Origin of the sequence: Sphingobacterium sp. JUb56 (assembly GCF_014191365.1) — a bacterium.
Classification (GTDB): domain Bacteria; phylum Bacteroidota; class Bacteroidia; order Sphingobacteriales; family Sphingobacteriaceae; genus Sphingobacterium; species Sphingobacterium anhuiense.
Window position 1 is genome coordinate 3432080 of sequence record NZ_JACHWL010000001.1, and the last position, 21001, is coordinate 3453080.

The following is a 21001-nucleotide window of genomic DNA, read 5'->3' on the forward strand; positions in this document are numbered from 1 at the left end:
ATCAAACCGTCAGTTTTTATTTTAGTATACGGATTACGGAAAAAACTACCCTTATTACTTATTTCCCTACTCGATTTTGCAAAGCTTCTGGATACCGCGCTCCTTGGATCGTAATTTTTGAAGTAGCTTGTTCAATCAGTTCCATATCTGCAGCCGATAATCTGATATAAGATGCGCTGATATTCTCCTGTAATCGATGGATTTTTGTTGTCCCTGGAATAGGTACTATCCATGACTTTTGTCCCAATAACCAAGCTAATGCTATTTGTGCCGGAGTAGCCTCCTTATCAATAGCGATTACTTTCAACAAATCAACCAAGCCTTCATTAGCTTTTCTATTCTCTTGTGAAAACCGAGGCACTATATTTCTGAAATCTGTGGGATCAAACTGTGTTAATTCATTGATAGCACCTGTTAAAAATCCTTTTCCTAATGGGCTGAAAGGAACAAAACCTATACCCAATTCTTCAAGAGTAGGTATAATTTCCTTTTCAGGATCCCGATAGAATAACGAATACTCACTTTGTAATGCAGTTACTGGTTGCTCTGCATGTGATTTACGAATCGTCTCCGCACTCGCTTCTGAAAGCCCCCAATGTCTAATTTTTCCTTCATTTATCAGATCACGAATAGTTCCTGCAACGTCTTCAATCGGAACATTCGGATCCACTCTATGCTGATAAAATAAATCAATATAATCTGTTTTAAGCCTTTTCATGGATGCTTCCGCTACCGCTCTTATGCGTGATGGACTACTATCCAATCCTTTTTTTGAATCACCTTCCTGAAACCCAAATTTGGTTGCAATTACTACTTGGTCGCGAAAAGGGACCAAGGCTTCACCTAGTAGCTCTTCATTAATAAAGGGACCATAACATTCTGCGGTATCAAAAAATGTTACCCCTGCTTCATACGCTTTATGAATTAAGCTAATAGCCTCTTGCTTATCTGTAGCAGGTCCATAACCAAAACTTAACCCCATGCAACCCAAACCCAAAGCTGATACTTCAAGTTTATTATTTCCTAAATTCCTTTTTTCCATGATTTAATATTTTTATACTGACAATAAGTATTTTTTACAATCGCTACTTTTTCTTTTAAGATCTTAAACAGGTATTACAATGCAAAGTTCAGCTATGGTATTGAATAGTCGTGTATACAGATTACGGTTTCACTTACCATTATTACCGATGCTTATTCATTCTCTATTAAACAGACATCATTGTACATGATTTTGTTTATAAAAATCATGTAAGGACTGATGGATATTTATAAAAATAAACAGCATAACTCTATTTACATGCTTAAGGGAATGGTGTATTACAAAATATACTTTCGTCTTCATCCTTTATTTTTCGTTTTAGTCGGGTCAGGTATTTATTTTCGAAACAGAAGGTTGTATCTTTATAAATAGTACTATTTATTGTTGTACAAAATCAAAAAAATATTGTTAGCAAAATACAGTTCATGGCAGGTCTTATTAATCAGTATCGCTGCCGCAACATTTATTATATACCCGGATATCACCTGGTTACCTTTTGAATTAAGAGGATTAGAAGAAACAAGAAAAATGCAGCATATCATCTTTTTCTTATTTCGCTACCTGTTCTTTGTCTCATTGGTTTTTATTTTGATTAAAAGCAATCTTACTTATCTTCGATCTTCAACCTTAAAAAAACGGATCGCTTACAATCTTTTGATATCAGCTAGCGGCTACGTTGTATATGGCGGTATTTCATTTTTACTATTTACCAAAGTAAGGCATTTTGGAAGTCTTGTACTCTTTCAATTCTTTGTTGTTTCTATCCTGAGTTCGCTCGTGGGGTACATTATACAGCTCTATCGCGATAAGAGAAAAAAAGAACAGCAGATTGAGGAGCTAACCATGAAAAATCTACAGAGCCGCTATGATGCACTTACCAATCAGATCAACCCACATTTCTTTTTTAATTCCCTAAATGGTCTAACTTCTTTAATTCGAAAAAAGAATGATGAAGTCACTTTAACTTATGTTAACAAATTATCTGATGTATTCCGATACATTCTGCAGAGTGACAAAAAAGGTCTGGTTACTTTGAGAGAAGAGCTTGCTTTCGTAGATGCTTTTAAATATATGATGGAAGTTCGCTTTGCCAATAAATTGACCTATAACGTTGATATAAGTGATGAAGTATTGGACTATAAATTACCAGTGTTATCTATCCTCCCTTTATTGGATAACATTGTTGTACATAATATCATTGACAGCGATCATAAAATGATCATTGATATTTACTTCAATGACCGCAATGAACTTGTTGTTTCAAATCCTATTTACCCTAAATTGGTCGCACCCGTCAGTAACGGAACAGGTCTTAAAAATCTAGAAAGTAGATTTATATTATTACTGGAAAAACCGATACATATTGAAGATAATGGCAAAACATTTACAGTTTATTTACCCTTAAAGTAATTATTGATGCAGGTATTAATTGTTGAAGACGAAACTGCAGCTTATGAAAGCTTGGTTGAGATATTAAAAGAAATTGATCCCACTATTCAGGTATTAGGTAATACAGAAAGTGTCAGCCAGACCATTAACTGGTTAACTACAAATCCACCGCCGGATCTCATTTTAATGGATATTCATCTTTCTGATGGTGCGGCATTTCTTATCTTCAATCATGTTGAGGTCGAAATTCCTATAATCTTTACTACTGCTTATGATGAATATGCTATTGAAGCCTTCAAGGTCAACAGTATTGATTATTTGCTAAAACCAATAAAGAAAAATGATCTTGACCGCGCGTTGCAAAAATTTCAACGTTTTACACAATCAGATCTAGTAGCCTATATCTCAAAGATTACGCAATTAGCTCCTGCCAAACAGTATAAAGATAAAATCTTAATTCCTGTTCAAGACAGATTAATTCCAATTGACCTACAGACTGTTTCTTTTTTTTACACAACAGATAAAAGTACCCATATCTATCTCAAAGATGGCAGTAAATATCCTTATTCAAGAACACTCGAGCAACTCTATATTACTTTAAATCCTAAGAACTTTTATCGTGCTAACAAACAGTTCATTATTGCAAGAAATTCAGTCGAGAGCATCACCATCTGGTTTGATAACCGCTTACTTATTACACTTGATACAGAAACCCCTGAACGCATTTATGTCAGTAAAAATAAAGCTTCAGATTTTAAAGAATGGATGGTAAATATGTAAAACCATCGTCGTTTATTTCTCAGATTTTTCGTATTCAGTAATCAATATTTCGCTTTGTTCCATCCCTACATATAGGCATTAATAAATTTCCACATTTTTGCGACTACCTATTACAAGATAGTTTATGGAACCAGTAGCAAAACAAGCAATTACAAACAATAGAATAACTGTCATAGATGCTATTAGGGGTATTACTCTAATCGGTATTTGTATGACACATGCCTTACAGCATTTCGGTGCATTCACTAGTACTGCCCCACCACCATTGCCCTGGATCGGTACAATGGACTCGATCTTAAGCTGGATATTGCAGTATTTCATCATGGGGAAATTCTTTATTATCTTTTCTTTTTTATTCGGCTTGAGTTTCTTTATACAAATGGATAATGCTGCTAAGAAAGGTATTGATTTTCGTGGTCGATTTTTCTGGCGTCTTATTATCCTATTTATCATCGGTCTTATACATAGCGCTCTTTTTCGAAATGATATCTTGATCATCTATGCGCTATTGGGTGTACCGCTGATCTTTATGTATAAATTATCCAACAAATGGTTGATTGCGATCTCGATTTTCTTTTTATTGGGCGGTGCACAGCTATCTAACATTGTTTACAAATCAATTGCTCCAGAGATTCTATCAACTATTACTGAAACGATGACTGAAAGAAGAGGCCGTTGGCAAGAAATATTTTTCAATGGATCGATTTTAACAAACATACAGCACAACCTTAGTGAACAGTTACATTTTAAATTCAACTTCCAATTTGGGGAATATGGACGAGGCTATATGACAATGGGCTTTTTTATTCTTGGATTATTGGCAGGTCGTTTACGTTTATTTGAAAAACTTGAAAAATACAAAAATCAGATTTATCGCTTAGCTTGGATGGCCTTAGGTGCCGTTATATTACTTTATATTATAAAACCGATCTTACCGGCACAACATGGTAATCCAATTGCTGAATGGCTAGTAATTCCCTTAGATAATCTCATTAACCTATTAGCAGCATATTTATGGTTAGCTGTCATCATAGTTATTTACAGTAAAGAAACGATGCAAAAGAAACTTTCAAAACTTGAAAGCTATGGTCGAATGGGGCTGACCAATTATATGGTACAGTCGATCTTAGGTGTATTTATATTCTATGGATATGGCTTTGGTCTATATGATCTTGGTATATTTCTAAGCGTTATGATCTGTTTAGGCTATACTATGCTCCAGATTCAGTTAAGTCATATGTGGCTACAGAAATTTCGTTACGGTCCGATCGAATGGTTATGGAGATCAGGAACCTATCTTAAATGGCAAAAATTGATCAAATCATAAATGTAAGTAATATGAAAAAAATCACTCATCTAAATAGCGTTTATGCATTCAACATTTTCAATCATTTTGAAGTGCGCCATCCGTTAGTTAATATCGTTGACTGGTCTAAAGCAACCTTACGTCCAGATTGCAATGTCCATTTGGATTTATATTGTATTGCACTATCTATACTTGATAATCATGAAGGCAAGCTTTCTTTTATTGCTCCGGGCAACACGATCGGAATCGAAAATACGGCCGATCAGGTTTTTAGAAAAGGGCATGCCTTAGTATTTCATCCGGATCTGATTGCAGGAACAGCACTTACTGAACATTTAAATGTTTATCATTTTTTTCAAAATAACAGTCATCAAGTATTGCTATTAACTCCAAATGAATGTAAGATTGTATCTGACTGTTTCGCAAAAATCGAATATGAATTAAGTCAACCCATAGACAAGCACAGCAAAAAACTATTAATCTCGAATGTCGAGTTGTTTTTAAATTATTGTGAAAGATTCTATGATCGTCAATTCAGCGTTCCAGATCATATTAATCAGGGGATGGTAAAGAATTTTAAACAGCTATTAAATCATTATTTCAAGTGTGATAATTTAATTGAAAACGGTATTCCTTCCGTGGCGTATTTTGCAGATAAACTAAACATATCGCCCAATTATTTTGGAGACCTAATCAAAAAAGAAGCTGGCAAATCAGCACAGGAATATATAAAGGATAAGATCATTGATGAAGCTAAAAATAAAATTTACAACCGAAGTAAATCAATCAATGAAATTGCATATGAATTAGGATTTAAATATCCTCAACATTTTTCAAGGTTTTTCAAGAAGAATGTAGGCCTTAGTCCAAACGAATATCGGCTCTCGGCTTTAACATAAAAAAGCTGTCTTCCTTATAAAAGAAGACAGCTTTCTAATAAAATAATCTTGATCCTGATTAGTGAAGATGTTTACTAAAGAATCCCATCATCGCTTTATAAAACTCGATCTGATTTTCTTCTTTACCAAAACCATGTCCTTCATCATATTTAACCATATAGGGTACATCAACACCCTTATCCCGCAAAGCTTTTACAATCTGATCAGCTTCAGCAATTTTAACGCGTGGGTCATTTGCTCCTTGTACGACAAATAAAGGTGATTTGATTGCATCAATATGAAAAATTGGTGATACTTCTTTCGCGATTGCAGCTTCATCTTCTTTATCCAGATCATACCATATTTCATATAACATTTCTTTATAAGGTTTCCAATACTCAGGAATCGAACTCATAAGTGTAAAAATATTAGAAACACCAACATAATCAACTCCCGCTTTATACAGATCAGGTGTCTTTTCTAAACCTCTTAGTACAGCGTATCCACCATGACTAGCTCCATAGATCGCGACATTACTTTTATCAACCCAACCTTGCTCAATAGCATATTGTACACCATCTTCAACATCATCCATCGCTTTACGACCTATTTGCTTAAAACCGGCACGAAGGAATTCTTTTCCATATCCACCAGATATACGGAAATTCACTTGAAGGGTTGCATATCCTCGGCTTGCGAACAATTGTGTTTCGGGATTAAAGCCCCAGCTATCGCGTATTCCCTGAGGACCACCATGTGGGTTTACGATCAAAGGAACTTTTTTACCATCAAGAGCTACTTTAGGCAATGTGATATATCCATGAATAGTCATTCCATCACGGGATTTAAAAGTAATTGGACGCATCACTGCCATATCCTCTTCTTTCAATTGTGGCATCAAATCCACTAATAGAGTCGCTTTACCACTTTTGGTATCATAATGATAATAACGCCCATAAAGTTTGTCGCTTTGAACAACAACTAACAATTGATCTTCATTGTCTGTTTTACCAGCAATCGAGAACTCATAACCTTTAAATTGGCTTTCCAGATTTTTATAAATTTTCTTAAAAGTCTCGCTGACCGGTTTTATAATTACCTTTTCTCCTTCATATCCCACAAAGTCAATTTCCCAATTGCGCTTTCTTGAAAGAGAAATTAGATTCGCATCATATTCTTCATTGGCGTAGATTTCTCTTAATATCTTTTTATTTTTAAGATCGTACAAAACAATTCGAGATTTGTCGGAATCCAAATTAGTTAAGACATAAGCTTCATCGGAATTCTTAGAAGCATAGTTAAACGATACAACACTAAATGTTTCATCCCACTTAGTCGTATGGAAAAGTTCAAAATTTGTGGCACCTTGAGGCTTATAAAAAAATTGACTATTTATACCATTCTGCATCTTTGCATATCCACGAAGGTTACCATCCTTATCAAATTCATAACCAACTATTGCATTTGCAGGATCTTCATTCGTAAATAGTTTTTCCATTACCCCAGTTTGAATATTAACTTTATAAGGTTCGAATACCTGTTTATTATCTTTATTCATCTGGATAATAATAAAATCCTTTTGTTCCTTCAACATATTCAAAATCGATGCTTGAATATTTTCAAAAGGTGTCAAGTCAATATTATTAGTTCCATCAATATTTATTGCATAAAGATGGTAATTCTCGTTACCACCCTGATCCATGACGTACACTAAACGATCATCATTAATCCAACCCATACCGCGGATCAGCTCATTTTTTTCTTCAATAGCCCGAATAACTTTACCAGTAGCGACTTCTTTTACCATTACATGGCGTTTATTCTTATCATCCTTCTCGCGATATGAGATATATTTACCATTTGGAGATAACTGAAAACCGGATAGCTTTGGTTTCGCAAAATAATCTTCAACCTGATATTTAAAATTACCTTTGTCCAATGCAATAAGTGTTGCTAACTGTTCTTTGGTAGATACCAATGTAGTATCGCCAGGCTTAGTGATTACTTTATTTTCCAAAATTAAAGGTAGCTTGGCGTCACCTTGTGTATATGTACCTGTGATTTTTCCATTTTCCAATTTACCACTATACTTAATTCCTGCTTGCTCAATACTCAAAACAAGTTGCTTGTTTTCGAAAGTGACAACAGACAGGGGAATTCCAACAGCCCCCTGAAGTGGAACATCCATAGTACCCTGAACTTTACCGTCGGTCTCGGTTAAGTGAAAAATAATGGCAATTGCAGTACCTTGGTAATCCAATGTACCGGTCCAATCGCCTTTGATCTGTGCTTGCGTATTTGACATACCCAAAATTACAAATACAATTGCATAAAGAATCTGCTTCATAATTAATAAAGTTATTTTTGTATTAGTCGCATCTTTATCAATTTTGTTACACTTTTTTTATGGCAGAATCAATAATACTAAAACATCCTATCATCTAATGAAAAATACACAGCACGTATGAGCTCTGGCCAGTACCTCTCCAATCGTCCTTCTCGAATCTGCTGTTCCATCTTACATGCTCTTTCTGACACAACATTGCTTAAAATTGTTATGTTCTCTCCTAACTTTTCTGCGGCTATCTGCTGTAAAAGTTTCTCATATATATTTCCAGATTTAATTTGATTTTTTTACCTGTTGCAATTGAAAACGACTACCTTTCAGTAGATTCCTCAATAATGAGGATCATACCCTTGCCTTTTTCGATCATAATTAGGTCATCAGCTTTATATCTTCCCTCAACTTGAAAAAGAGGTATTGCTGGAGCATATATGTTTGCTTTCTGTGGATTTACGCCCAATTTACTCCAATCAATCTCCAATTTAACTGCGGTATTTTCCGGAGCCCAGCTCGCGATTGCCAGCATAGTTTTATTTCTTTTTTGAAAAACAGTAGTCAAAACATTCTCTTTATTCGTTTTTATAGGGATATTTGGAGACCAGTAACCGATCATTTTACTTCCTTTGATACCAAAATCATCCCATGCTTTCCACAGTCCGGCAGGTGTTAATTTTTGATAAGGCATACGGTTAGTCATACCATAGATCATGCCTCGCCAAGGATTTCCACCGTCCTGTAACATTTCCCCCATCAATCCAAATGGAATACCGCTCACCTCTGTTAAAAAAAAGTCCGGTTGATTGTTTTCATAATCAAAATATTCACCAAACCACAGTCTATTGAGATAAGGAAAATGTTCCAAATAAAGATTTGCACTGTTATTAAAACCATCACTCTTATTAAACTGATTAGCGGAGTGTAGATCAATTAATCCAGCTTTACCATTTTTAGTTAGTACCCTTTTTATGCGTTTCATCGTGATCCGATCAAATGCAACGTCATCGAGATAAATACCATCAATACCAATACGATCGACCAACCAGTTCATACCTTCAACATAGTAGTTATGCCATCTATTCATTCCACTGTTGATGATTGCAGCATCCTTAAATTGAGGCACATACCAAGCAGCAATATAATCACTTCCCAAATGTTCCTGTAGCCATGAATATCCCTGTCCTTTACCAGAGGAGAATACCTCATGCCCTAAGCTTCTTAACGGATACAGTTCATAGACTCTGTTGGAAACTTCCCTAACCGTATTATATATTTTCACTTTCAATCCTGCTTGATGGGCTTCATCTACATAATGCTTCATTTCCTTAGTAGCAATAAAAGGATAATTGATGTAGGGATTTATTTCATTAGCATGATGTATATTAATCACATTAGATCCACTCTGTACAACCGAATCCACAGGTTTATAAGCATGATAATAACGTTCGTTCCATTGGGCTTCGGTATTCAACGGATGAAAAGGGGTAATCAGTAAATTAAAATTATAGTAGAGAATATCTCCTTTTTTCAATATTCGTTCACCACTATAATTATTTACTACAACTGAGTTTCCTTCTTCTATAATATTGATTCCACCTTTATTGTCGTTACCCCAAGATTTTGGTAATACCAATGGTTTTTGCAGGTAAAAATTAGTATTGAGCGGTCTTGAATAATGTTCGTCACGAAGTGAAAACTGTATTCCGGCATGAACAGCTCCTATCCAGCCACCATCCTGATTTTTATTGGCCACATCCCATTTCCAAGTCAGTTTATTAGGCCTTTTCCCTCCTTTTTCTCCCAAACCCATAAAATAGGTTGCATATTGGGACTGCATCGGAATATGCATCTGGATATCTTTTAATGAAACATCCTCCTGAGCAGTTAGCTTAACTTCGTAATGTAAGTAACCATCAAATTCCAGACGTCCATTTACTTCCATGTTAAGTTGTGGAGAACTATTCATTGCTGTCCAACAATATTGGCCTTCATTTCTTTCGACAAACTTAATTCCACTATTATTCATTTTTATAGCTCTTCCATCAATGGCTCCATAAAGATTAAACTGCATAGGTCCATCTAGAAGATTATTTGGTTTATCTGAAATTTCCGTTAATTCCGGTGTAAAAAACGTGCTGATCTGTCCGGGTAATCCCGATGCACTCAATTTAACCGCTCTCCCCAATATTTGTAAAGTAGAATCAGCTTTCATCTGCAGTGCTGTATATGGCGCGATAAGTGTATTCTTTTGTGCTAAAGTAGAGTTCAACCACGGAAGGCGTGTCATATTCCAAGGTTCATCCGCACCATGATCCTGAATCAGATCGGCTGTAACTTCTACAATAACGTTTATCACTTGTTCCTCAGCATTGGCTGGTTTTACTTTTACTGTTCCTTCATACACTCCAGCACCTATAGTTTCAGGAACTTGAAGACCACACCAAAGCGACTGGATATTATTTATCGGAACAGAAACTTTTAATTTCATCGGTTGTCCAGTATAATCAATACCTTGCGTATTTAGACAGTTCAAGTTCTCTGCAGTGATCAACGATCCATCCTTAGATTTAAAGTCTGAAAATGAAATCTTTACATCCCTTAAATCATGCTTAGAAGACCAAAGAGCAACTTGAAAAGCATAATATTCACCTCGTTTTGCGTGTCCATAAATACGATCACGAGGTCTGTCAATGCCTATCCAGCGCTGGGGTAATTGTTTTTCCATTTTTACAGGAAATTCCCTTAACTCCGGAAATACATAATAGGATTTCTTAGCATTATGGGAAACAAATGCTTCGATCTCTTTCTGAGTTGCAAGAATTTCCATAGGATCATTACTATTATAGTGATCCACCGATTCGAAACGATCAAATGAAACACCTTTCGAATTTTGAATTTCAGGTTTTGCATCCGAAGGTGCTGCAATAGGATTCTTGAGGTAGATGGCATCAGGGTAATTAGCACTGCGTCCCCCCATTTTATAGGGTAAATAATAAATGTAGTACGTTCCATGATTTGCTAAAGGATTAAAGCGAAAAGCCCCCGATTCAGCATTGATCCACAAATAAGTATTGGGAACTAACTTTTTGTTACTTGCACTATCTACCATGATAAGTTGCTGCTTAGGTTCCATCCAACGGTTACGCCAAGGCAAAACGACCTGTACCTCTTTTTCTTGACTATTTACCCTCACTATCGCCCGATGATTTCCCAATGCATCAGCATCCCATTTCTGTACCTCTGGCGGATACGCTAATTGGCCATAAGCAGAAAAGGAAAATAACGTCACTGTGACAATTCCAACTAAAGCATATCTTTTTACTGTATTCATTTAAATATAAATTTAATTAACAAAATGGTATTTATTCCAGTTTTTTAAGATACATAAGCCTACACAACCAAGAATCTATTTAACAACATCTTTAAATATTCGCAATGAAAATTCGTAACACAATACCAATAACGGAAAACTCATGTTATGGGCTGGTTGTCTCTATACGATTTCGGTACTGCATAATATCATTTTAGATTATCAGGTTTATACTCATATATCTTCTCTCAAGCAATATTTTCTTTTGATCTTGAACTACTTCCTATATGATTTTTGTTGGTTGTATTATGAAACTAATTTGGTTATTATTTATCAATATTACAAGAAAAACGTCTTGATACACACATCATTATAATCTTAAAAAATTATAACAATCCTTTTTAAGAAACACAAGCTTAGAAAGTCTATCCTTATGATCACATAAAAAATATCAAAGTTCATTACTTCCAAAATTTTAAGTTCGGGTATCCCAGTTAAATGATCGTTTATCTATCACTTTCTATAAAATTTTATCGATATTCGTGTAAGTCGGTGCAAACATTGCCTCTTAACACTTGTTTTAATAAAAATTCGACATGCAACAAGGAATCGTCACACTAAAAAACGTTAAAAAAATTTACAAGACAGGCGATTCTGTTATAACTGCATTAGATACTACCAATGTTAGTTTTGAGACAAATAAATTGACTTTAATAATGGGGCCTTCGGGTAGTGGAAAGACAACACTATTATCAATTTTAGGCTTTGTGATCTATCCTACCGCTGGTGATGTTTTTTATAAAGAAACACATGTTAACAACTTAAAGGAATCCGATTTAGCACAATTACGGTTACATGAAATCGGTTTTGTATTTCAACAGTTTAATCTTATAGAACCATTAAATGCTTTAGAAAATGTAATCCAACCACTCATTTTGCAAGGCATTACAAAAAAGGAAGCTATCGTCCGTGCAAGCAGAGCTTTGGATGAAGTAGGATTATCAACTAAAATGAAGACACTTCCGAAAAGATTAAGTGGGGGACAGAAACAACGCGTAGCAATTGCGCGTGCTTTGGTGACTAATCCTGCAATGATCCTATGTGACGAACCAACCGCATCGCTTGATGCTAAAAGTGCCACAAGCATTATGCAAGAACTAAAAACACTAGCTTCCAAAAACAAGGCAGTCATTATTGTTACCCATGATTTACGTCTGCGCAAATATGCAGATAAAGTAATATATGTAGAAGAAGGAAAAGTTTCAGATGTGATTAATAATGAACAAGATTACAAATAGAATCGCGATAACTATAGCTATTGTAATGATGACAATGGCCTGCACTTCGGATAAGAAGCCGAAAACATCACATACTAATAAACAAATCTTACAAGATATAACCGAAATAAAAGCGATTGGTAAGATAATTCCTTCAGAAGATTGGGCCATTATTGCTAGCACAACCGCTGCAATTATTAAACAGGTACTGATTAAAGAGGGAGATACAGTTCAGGCAGGAGAGCTTCTTGTCCTACTTGATAAAGGCAATATTACATTAGATATCGAGCAAGAGCAAACAAAGTTAAATGCGGCAGTCACCGAAAACAGAACTACAGTTGAGGATATTGAAAAAGCAAACTTAAATCTAAAAGAATTGCAAGCTAAATATGAAACTTCTAAACGTCTGTTTGCCCAAAATGCAGAGTCAAAAGAGGTAATGGAAACGGATCTTACCAGTTGGCGACAACAAGAATTAACGTTAAAAGGTCTTCAAGAAAAGCGCAGAGCGCAGCAGATAAAAGAACATGAACAATATTTACAGATTCAAAAAATACAGAATCAGGAGAATGATTTCAACATAAAGGCACGTAAATCAGGAATTATTATGGATCTAACTGCCAAAGTTGGTCAAAGTGTCGGCAATGCAAATGAGCTTGGAAAAATAGTAAATGTTTCAAACCCAATTATTGAAGCCGAAGTCGATGAATTATTTGCTCAGGATGTTAAAATTGGTCAATCGGTAACTATCCTGCCGGTAGGCAGAAAAGATAATCCTACTACGGGACAGATCTTCTACATAAGCCCCATCTTATCGAACAAATCGATTCTATATGAAACCGCAAATGAAGGAGAAGACCGCCGTGTTCGAAAAATAAAAATACAGGTAAATAACAATAATCAACTACCTATCAATGCCAAGGTAGACTGTACAATAAAGATGAAATAGCATGTTAGCATTAGCTTTTAAATTCATCAAATATGATCGCGCAAAAAGTGTAGGAATCATTACGGCAATTGTCATCAGTATCTTTCTAATCGGACAACAGCTCGGGCTCCTTTTTTTTCTGATGGGGCTAATGGGAAATCTAGTGGGCAATGCTCCTGTTCAAGAAAATGATCTATGGATTATTGAAGCACAGAGTAACAATATAAATGCTGTAAATAGTATCGATAAGCGACTGGTTCAGCAAATAGGGAGCTTAAACGATATTGAGCATACCTACCCTGTAATATTAGCACCAGCACGAGCAACTTTTTTAGATGGAAAAACGGCTTCAGTAACGCTAATTGGTGCCGATGCTCCAGACTTTGTTATGGGCCCTAAGACCGAAAGGATAAAGGAAGGAAATTTATCTTCATTAACAACTCCAAGTACAGTGTCGGCCGAGTTTTTCAGTTCAAAAACATGGAATACAAATTTATTTGTCGATAAAGCCATAGAAATCAATGGTCAAAGTGCCAAAATTAGTGTAATAACAAAGCAAGCGCAAGCTTTCGGAGCAAGTTTAATGTATACCTCTATGGAAAATGCCATATTTCTGGGAAATGTATCTCCTTTTAAAGTCAACATCATTATTGCAAGATTAAAGCCCGGAACAGATAAGGAAAAGGTACGCAACGATATTCAGCAATTATTTCCACAGCTCCGTGCTTGGGATGCCAAGAAATTGCAACAGTCTACAATCAAAGAAATCTTGATTACCTCCAATATGGGAATGAGCTTTGGAACTCTTGTCCTTTTCGCTATGATTAGTGGCTTTTTCATTATCGGACTTACCTTATATTCATCTGCTTTAGATAGAATTAAAGATTATGGGACGCTAAAAGCGATCGGAGCAAAAAAAAGCTATGTAAATAAACTTATTATTGCTCAAGCATTTTTATATGCTGTCATTGGCTATCTTATTGCCATGTTTTTATTGGCAGGATTTAAATTCGGTGTTGCCGGTGCTGGATTAGTAATTGATATTTCCCCACTTTTTGCCTTGTTTCTACTATTCATTACATTGCTTATTTCAATTGGCGGTTCATTATTTGCAGTTAGAAAAATAACCAAATTAGAACCGGCATCTGTTTTTTAACATGAAGAAGATCCTATTTACTATACTAACAATTTTTCCAATCTTCGTTCAAGCACAAAAATTGAGCATTGCACAACTATGGAAAGAGGTTGATAAAAACCTCATATACCAACAAGATCTTTTAAAAAGAGGAATTAAAATACAGGAATTAAAAGAATTAAGAAATACTCGTATTCCGGTATTTTACATAGATGCTAACCTGCAACGGAATCTTATTATCCCGACCACGCCAGTCCCGGCAATTGCATTTGATCCGAATGCATTGGAAGGTGCTATACTTCCTTTAAAATTTGCCACAAAATGGTCTTCCAAAGCGGGAATACAGATGGAATGGAATTTATTTGATCCAAAACGAAAGCTCGATGAGAAACAAAAATCATTTGAAATACAAAAAGAAGATATCAACAAAGAGCAACATATACAAGAGTGGAAAAAAAATGCTACACTAGCTTATGCTTCTGTTGTACTTGCAACACAACAGTATGAGCTCGCATTACAGGATTCTGCTTCTTATAATGAAATTTTGAAAATTAGCAAAGCTCGTTATGAAGCTGGACGTCTCCCATCTAGTCAGTATTTAAATGCGCAACAAGAATATGAACAGCATCTGATCGGACTATACGATGCTTGGTCGGTTCTAGAAGATGCTGACTTAGAGTTAAGAAAGTATACCGATCTCGCTCAAACACAATCCTTAAATTCAAATATCGAGGAAATCTGTTCTTTCGTCAAAAATTTGCAACAGGAAAATTATACCATTAAGTCATTAGAATTAGATCAACAGATCAACAAATTACAGATGCAAGGTGTCAAAAAACAGCTGTTGCCGACCCTATCAACAAACGCCTACCTAGGGAAACAGTATTTTAGTAATGAATTCCGCTTGGATAGAGGCCATTCGTGGTATGGAAATAGTTACATCAATCTAGTGCTTCGCATACCCTTATCCGCTTATTTTACCGCACAGCCAACCTTGAAAAAAGAAATATTAAATTCAGGTGTATTGGAATTACAATTACATCAGGAACAGCAAATCGACCAGATCAATGCGCAACAGCAAATTGTTAAAATTAAGACTGCACAACAAAAACTCTTCCGCTTTCATAATATTGAACAATTGGCAGCACAAGAAAAAAAAGAACAAGAATCACGATATCGAGAGGGACGCTCCATGTTATCAGATTACAATCAATCAATTCTCTCCTATCATAAAGCCAAACAGAATGTATGGCAAGCAGAATTTGATCTGATCAAATTACTCTTAGATAAAATAGGAGTTAATCAATCAAATTGATTGAAAAGCATATTGATTATAACCTTGAGAATTGTTTTTTACTAATGTTGAGATAGGAAAACGTTCATTAAATCACAGAAAACTCATATTAAAGAAAACTAAATTAAATCCTATTCAATTTTCTTTACACAGCTCCCTCTAGGCGCATCACTTTCAAAAAGTACCATTTCTGAATGCAGAAATTTCGCAGCATCTGCAGAATCCTTCACTTTGACAGCACTCCGTGTTATCATTTCTGACTCATACTCCATCAACACGGATTCCCTTATTCCAGTTTTTTTCCAATGAGATGATCCACATCCTTTTGAAATACCCCGCGCTAATGCCAATGCGTCCAGTAAGGCTTGATTTGCCCCTTGTCCTTTAAAGGGACTCATAGGATGGGCCGCATCTCCGATTAATGTTACCTGCTTCCCATTATCCATAAGCCCCGCTTCAAGTAACGCTCGATCATACACAGGATAACCTGAAATAAGATCAACCTCGGTAGCAGCTAGAATCTGAGGAATAGGATCGTGCCATGGCGCCTTGCGGCATGCCTCCTCTTTAAGGGCCTGCGGTCCCTGTAAACTTAAAGCTTTTGCTTCATTTTCAGAGACAGGAAAACTAAGTTGCCACATAACAGAATCTGAAGTATAGGGCATGATATAAATACGATCATTTCCATTAGCTGTTTGAAAAACCGTCGCACCGTCCAATAAAGTGCTTGTGATATTATTGAGCGCACTCAAAGAACAAATACCCAATATCACCATACAATCAAGATAACGTAAAGGATTCACATCATCACCAAGCAATAACTTGCGGACAGAACTTCGAATACCATCTGCACCAACTACTAAATCGGCTTTCGAAGTTATGATTTCACCGTTCACTTGGAAATCTAAGACAGCCCTCCCGTTCTCGTCTTGCTTAAAATTCACCAATTGATGTGCCCACTTAATTCTATCATTTCCACCAAGCTGCTGTAAAAGTGCCTGCCGTAGTGATTGACGGGCTATATGTACATTCGAACGTTTCGCAACCATCTCAACATCCGAAGACAACCATTTCCTCATCCCCCACTCACCTATCACTTCACCTGCAGTTGTATGAACCACATGCTTTGTGGAAACCACACCTTCGTCCAAAGTTAAAATACCTAATGAAGAAATAGCTTTGCTAGCCTGTTGCAAAGTAAGTCCATAACCCTGAGACCTAGTGCTAAAGTCACGATCGCGTTCATAAAGCGTAAAAGGAATACCACGGTGCATACACGCCACCGCTAGCGCAATACCACCAATACCCGCACCAATAATAGCAACATGTGGATAATGCTCTTCGTCAGGTATAACTGGTTCGTTAGACAGAATCAAGCCCGAACCATTACAGTGCAAACAAGTATATTGATGACCTTTAGGGCGAACAGGTACATTGCCCTCACCTTTCATTGTTTCAAATTGATCGCATGCAAGCTGGTAATTTAACCGTACTTTCTTACTAAGCTTACGTCTTTTTTTTCCGCGTCCCAAGCATTCCCGGCACATCACCCAATAAGTTCCTTTATTTTCTACTTCCTTCACTTCAACTTTACTTTAACATATTCAGATAAATTAGCAATTTACGAGTACAGTAAAAGCTAAGTGACCTACGTCTATGATACTACTAAATAGTATAAAACATTACTTTATCAATAGATTGCAACAAAGTAATGATACAAATTTACGACAAATAATAGGTTTCGCCATTGCAAAAAATAACCCGAATAATATTTATTTATAAGACGACATTGATCCACTCAGACGCAAAAACATTGAATTCACATCAAGAATGAAGAGGAGCTCAATAAAGATATGTATATTAGATTTACTAAACCTTTTTCAACATGCAATACCAGCAATCACTCTTAAATATAAAATCGATTTTCATAATCTTGTTTTTAAGTTTAATAATCATACCTTCTTCGGCACAAAACATACATCGCTTTACAGAAGGGCTTAGCATAGAAGCATCCTTTACCTATGGAAGGGAAGCCATATATACAGACGAACTACTCTGGTATTTTTACCAGCATAAATTATCCACCCCTGTGGCAGGAACAACTTTAGATGGCAAAGATGATAAAGCTTTATGGACTATTGTAAAAGCCGATACTAGTGGCTTCTTTAGACGTCAACAAAATACAGCGACCAACCTACAGCAACCCAATAATCCACCAGGACCAGGTCGTATTGCACAGCAAAGTCAGAACACAACATCTGCCGCATCAACATATAGAGGGCCGCGCCCGAGCTATCTTTATCTTACTTACCATTCAAATAAAGAACAGGCCGCTCTACTCAATATCAGAGGGAATAGCGCAGTTCTTATTAATGGTGAAATGCATACTGGCGACCCCTATCGTATGGGCTGGCTATATATTCCCGTCCAGTTGAAGAAAGGCTTAAACGAATTTTATGTAAGAGGTTCATTTATAGCTGCGACACTCAGTTTTCCAAAAAACAAAATACAGATAGCAACCGAAGACCTGACACTTCCAGATATCGTACAGGGTAAACAAAATCAGAATCTCCTTATCGGCCTAGTTCTGATTAATACAAGTAATAAAAATATTCATAATATAAAAATTCAGAGCAATACTGGAGGGAGAAAAGTAATTTCAACAGCACCTGTTCTTATGGCCAATAGTACACGGAAAATTATCGTTCCTATTGATGCATCTGCAATAAATAGTTTAGGTGAAGTACAAACTGATATCGCTATCTGGGATAAAGAAAAGTTGATCGAGACGAAAAAAATACCACTGAGAAGTGTATCGGGAAATACTCCCTATCGAATCACATTCATCAGCAAAATAGATAATAGTTTACAATATTATGCCGTAAATCCAGCCTTAGGAGGAGAAAAAGCAGGAGATGCACTTTTCTTTTCAGTACATGGTGCCGGTGTAGAAGCCTTAGGGCAAGCACAGGCTTATCAAGCAAAGGATTGGGGAACACTTGTCGCACCGACCAATCGTCGCCCCCGCGGGTTCAACTGGGAGGATTGGGGCAGAATGGACGCTTTAGAAGTACTCGACCTTGCCCAACAAACGTTAAAGCCAGACAGCCAAAAAATTTACTTAACTGGTCATTCCATGGGCGGACACGGCACCTGGTTCCTAGGCGCTACTTATCCAGAAAAGTGGGCAGCAATAGCACCTTGTGCAGGATATCCAACTTTAAAAGGCTACGGATCTGCTGATGGGCTGATACCAGAAAAAGGCCGAAATATGTATGAAGACATATTATTAAAGTCAGGAAATCAAAGTGATGTAATTGCATATGCAAGCAACTACAAACCTTTAGGAATATATGTGCTCCATGGTGATGCTGATCGAACAGTATCTGTTGAATATGCACGTCAAATGCGTAAATTACTCGGAACTTTTCATCCGGATTTTAGCTATTACGAATATCCAGGTGGATCACATTGGTACAGTAATGAAAGTGTCGACTGGAAACCTTTATTTGATTACTTTAAAATACATCAAAGAAAAACAACAAACGAAGTCGATCATATTGATTTCAAAACATCAAATCCTGGTATCTCAGCGACATACTACTGGAGTACGATCTATCAACAGATTAAGCCACTTGATTATTCACAAATTGTACTTACTAGAAATCTGGAGAAAAGAACCCTAATCGGTAAAACAGATAATGTACAGATATTGAAATTAAATTTGGAAGGTTTTCAGAAAAATGAACCCATCACGATTGATATCGACAGCTCCAATACAATTACCTATCAGTGGAATACAATTGAACAATCTGTAGTGTACCTCAAAAGAGAAACCCAAGGTTGGTTAGTTGTTGAAAGACCAAAGCTAGATCAAAAAGGCCCTCATCGGAACGGTTCTTTTAAAGAGGCCTTTAACCACAGTATGGTGTATGTTTATGGTACAACCGGAACTAAAGACGAAAATAAATGGGCTTTAGAAAAAGTACTCCATGATGCTGAAGCATGGTATTACAGAGGTAATGGAACATTTGATATGATAGCTGACCGCGACTTTGATGCAGAAAAATACATTGATCGCAATATTATATTAATTGGTAATGCAAAAACAAATAGTGCTTGGAACAAACTGCTTAGTGACTGCCCAATTACGGTAACGTCTGATCAAATTAAAATAGATAAACAAACTTATAAAGGCAATAATTTAGGCGGTTACTTTTACTGGAAAAAACCAGGAACCGAAACCAGAGGTGTTGGCGTGATTACAGGAACTGGACTTAAAGGAATGCAGGCCACAGGAGCAAATCAATATTTTGCAGGAGCTAGTGGTTTTCCAGATTATATGTTCTTCAATTTAGATATGTTAAAAAATGGTCCAGAGAATATAATAGATGCAGGATTTTACTCGAATGAATGGAAGATAGAAGCAAAATAAAAAAAATAAGGCAAATAGAATCAGAAAATTAAATTGTAAAGTGATCTAGCTTTAAAAAATATTAAACAACAAAATAACTACCTCATTAGCAAAATGATGACTTTTTCAACATTTAAATTAGAGGGGATTGGCAAACTATTTGTTATAACAGCGAAAGTTTTCCTTTTGAAAACTTAAACTAATATTTTTTATAATTATCATGAAAAAAGTAATTCTACCTTTTCTTACTCTTTTTACTTTATTATTTGCCGCTCATCAGAAGGCAAATGCACAAACACCTTATCGTACGGCCATTGGTTTAGGGATAGATTTAGGTGATGGCGAAACTTTATTTGGTCCACAAATAAAACATAACTTTGGCGGAAATGACGCTGTAAATGCACAGGTATTATTTGGGGATAATATCACAGTGCTAGGCGTTGACTATTCCTATAACAAAAGAATTCCAGGAGCTCGTGGTCTTTCCTGGTATATTGGTGTTGGTCCGCAAGTATCGTTTATCGATTATGATAAAGGGTACAAAAAGTATCATTGGAAAGATGGTGATGATACGCATGTAGATTTTGCAATAAGACCAGCGCTCGGTTTAGAATTTAGAATTCCTTCCGCTCCATTGGCGATGCATTTTGATTGGAAACCTTGGTGGAATATTTCTCATGATGTTAACTTTGATCCATCAAGTTTTTCATTGGGATTCAAATTCGTTTTAAAATAAACGAAATTATAGCTAACAAAAAAAGGAACTCCTGCACAACATAAAGTTTGCAGGAGTTTTTTTATCATAAAACTTCAGTTACCCTAACCGATAAAAATTCATCTTCCAATCTGAAATAATAAACGGGAGCTACTGCTATTTTGATCTTCTCCTCTGCCATCTAACCTAAAC

The 21001-nt window shown here is 36.1% G+C and carries 14 protein-coding genes; 10 read left to right on the forward strand and 4 right to left on the reverse strand.

The window, feature by feature from the left end:
* Nucleotides 1-58: 58 nt before the first annotated feature.
* On the reverse strand, nucleotides 59-1042 hold the full coding sequence (locus FHR29_RS14725; RefSeq protein WP_183915544.1) for an aldo/keto reductase: 984 nt from the start codon (nucleotides 1040-1042) through the stop codon (nucleotides 59-61).
* Nucleotides 1043-1447: 405 nt separating this feature from the next.
* Between FHR29_RS14725 and FHR29_RS14730 the strand changes: the two genes are divergently transcribed.
* The 4 genes from FHR29_RS14730 to FHR29_RS14745 all read left to right on the forward strand — a co-directional run bounded on the left by FHR29_RS14730 (nucleotide 1448) and on the right by FHR29_RS14745 (nucleotide 5416).
* On the forward strand, nucleotides 1448-2452 hold the full coding sequence (locus FHR29_RS14730; protein WP_132771961.1) for a sensor histidine kinase: 1005 nt from the start codon (nucleotides 1448-1450) through the stop codon (nucleotides 2450-2452).
* 6 nt (nucleotides 2453-2458) lie between these two features.
* Nucleotides 2459-3211, forward strand: coding sequence for a LytTR family DNA-binding domain-containing protein (locus FHR29_RS14735; RefSeq protein ID WP_132771962.1), 753 nt, complete (start codon nucleotides 2459-2461; stop codon nucleotides 3209-3211).
* 124 nt (nucleotides 3212-3335) lie between these two features.
* Nucleotides 3336-4538: a DUF418 domain-containing protein gene (locus tag FHR29_RS14740; protein WP_168128057.1), complete on the forward strand. Its 1203-nt coding sequence runs from the start codon at nucleotides 3336-3338 to the stop codon at nucleotides 4536-4538.
* A gap of 11 nt (nucleotides 4539-4549) precedes the next feature.
* On the forward strand, nucleotides 4550-5416 hold the full coding sequence (locus FHR29_RS14745) for an AraC family transcriptional regulator (RefSeq protein ID WP_132771964.1): 867 nt from the start codon (nucleotides 4550-4552) through the stop codon (nucleotides 5414-5416).
* Nucleotides 5417-5474: 58 nt separating this feature from the next.
* Here the strand turns inward: FHR29_RS14745 and FHR29_RS14750 are convergent, their stop codons facing one another.
* Nucleotides 5475-7742, reverse strand: a complete 2268-nt coding sequence (locus FHR29_RS14750) for a S9 family peptidase (RefSeq protein WP_206368651.1) — start codon at nucleotides 7740-7742, stop codon at nucleotides 5475-5477.
* 310 nt (nucleotides 7743-8052) lie between these two features.
* Nucleotides 8053-11067, reverse strand: coding sequence for a glycoside hydrolase domain-containing protein (locus FHR29_RS14755; protein WP_206368649.1), 3015 nt, complete (start codon nucleotides 11065-11067; stop codon nucleotides 8053-8055).
* A gap of 575 nt (nucleotides 11068-11642) precedes the next feature.
* On the opposite strand from FHR29_RS14755, the gene FHR29_RS14760 reads away from it, so the two are divergent.
* From FHR29_RS14760 to FHR29_RS14775, 4 genes are read left to right on the forward strand one after another with little or no spacing between them, the layout of a single operon-like run.
* On the forward strand, nucleotides 11643-12344 hold the full coding sequence (locus FHR29_RS14760) for an ABC transporter ATP-binding protein (RefSeq protein ID WP_132771965.1): 702 nt from the start codon (nucleotides 11643-11645) through the stop codon (nucleotides 12342-12344).
* The gene (locus FHR29_RS14765; protein ID WP_168128056.1) at nucleotides 12325-13272 is read left to right on the forward strand and encodes an efflux RND transporter periplasmic adaptor subunit; all 948 of its coding nucleotides are present in this window, start codon (nucleotides 12325-12327) and stop codon (nucleotides 13270-13272) included. Before FHR29_RS14760 ends, FHR29_RS14765 begins: the two co-directional genes overlap by 20 nt.
* A 1-nt stretch (nucleotide 13273) precedes the next feature.
* The gene (locus FHR29_RS14770; RefSeq protein WP_021189792.1) at nucleotides 13274-14407 is read left to right on the forward strand and encodes an FtsX-like permease family protein; all 1134 of its coding nucleotides are present in this window, start codon (nucleotides 13274-13276) and stop codon (nucleotides 14405-14407) included.
* A 1-nt stretch (nucleotide 14408) separates the two neighbouring features.
* Entirely contained in the window at nucleotides 14409-15701 is a 1293-nt protein-coding gene (locus FHR29_RS14775; protein ID WP_168128055.1) for a TolC family protein, read from the forward strand.
* 110 nt (nucleotides 15702-15811) lie between these two features.
* Here the strand turns inward: FHR29_RS14775 and FHR29_RS14780 are convergent, their stop codons facing one another.
* On the reverse strand, nucleotides 15812-17263 hold the full coding sequence (locus FHR29_RS14780) for an NAD(P)/FAD-dependent oxidoreductase (RefSeq protein ID WP_311732297.1): 1452 nt from the start codon (nucleotides 17261-17263) through the stop codon (nucleotides 15812-15814).
* A gap of 302 nt (nucleotides 17264-17565) precedes the next feature.
* On the opposite strand from FHR29_RS14780, the gene FHR29_RS14785 reads away from it, so the two are divergent.
* Nucleotides 17566-20115, forward strand: a complete 2550-nt coding sequence (locus tag FHR29_RS14785) for a prolyl oligopeptidase family serine peptidase (RefSeq protein WP_183915546.1) — start codon at nucleotides 17566-17568, stop codon at nucleotides 20113-20115.
* A 199-nt stretch (nucleotides 20116-20314) separates the two neighbouring features.
* The gene (locus tag FHR29_RS14790; protein WP_021189788.1) at nucleotides 20315-20830 is read left to right on the forward strand and encodes a hypothetical protein; all 516 of its coding nucleotides are present in this window, start codon (nucleotides 20315-20317) and stop codon (nucleotides 20828-20830) included.
* Nucleotides 20831-21001 lie beyond the last annotated feature (171 nt).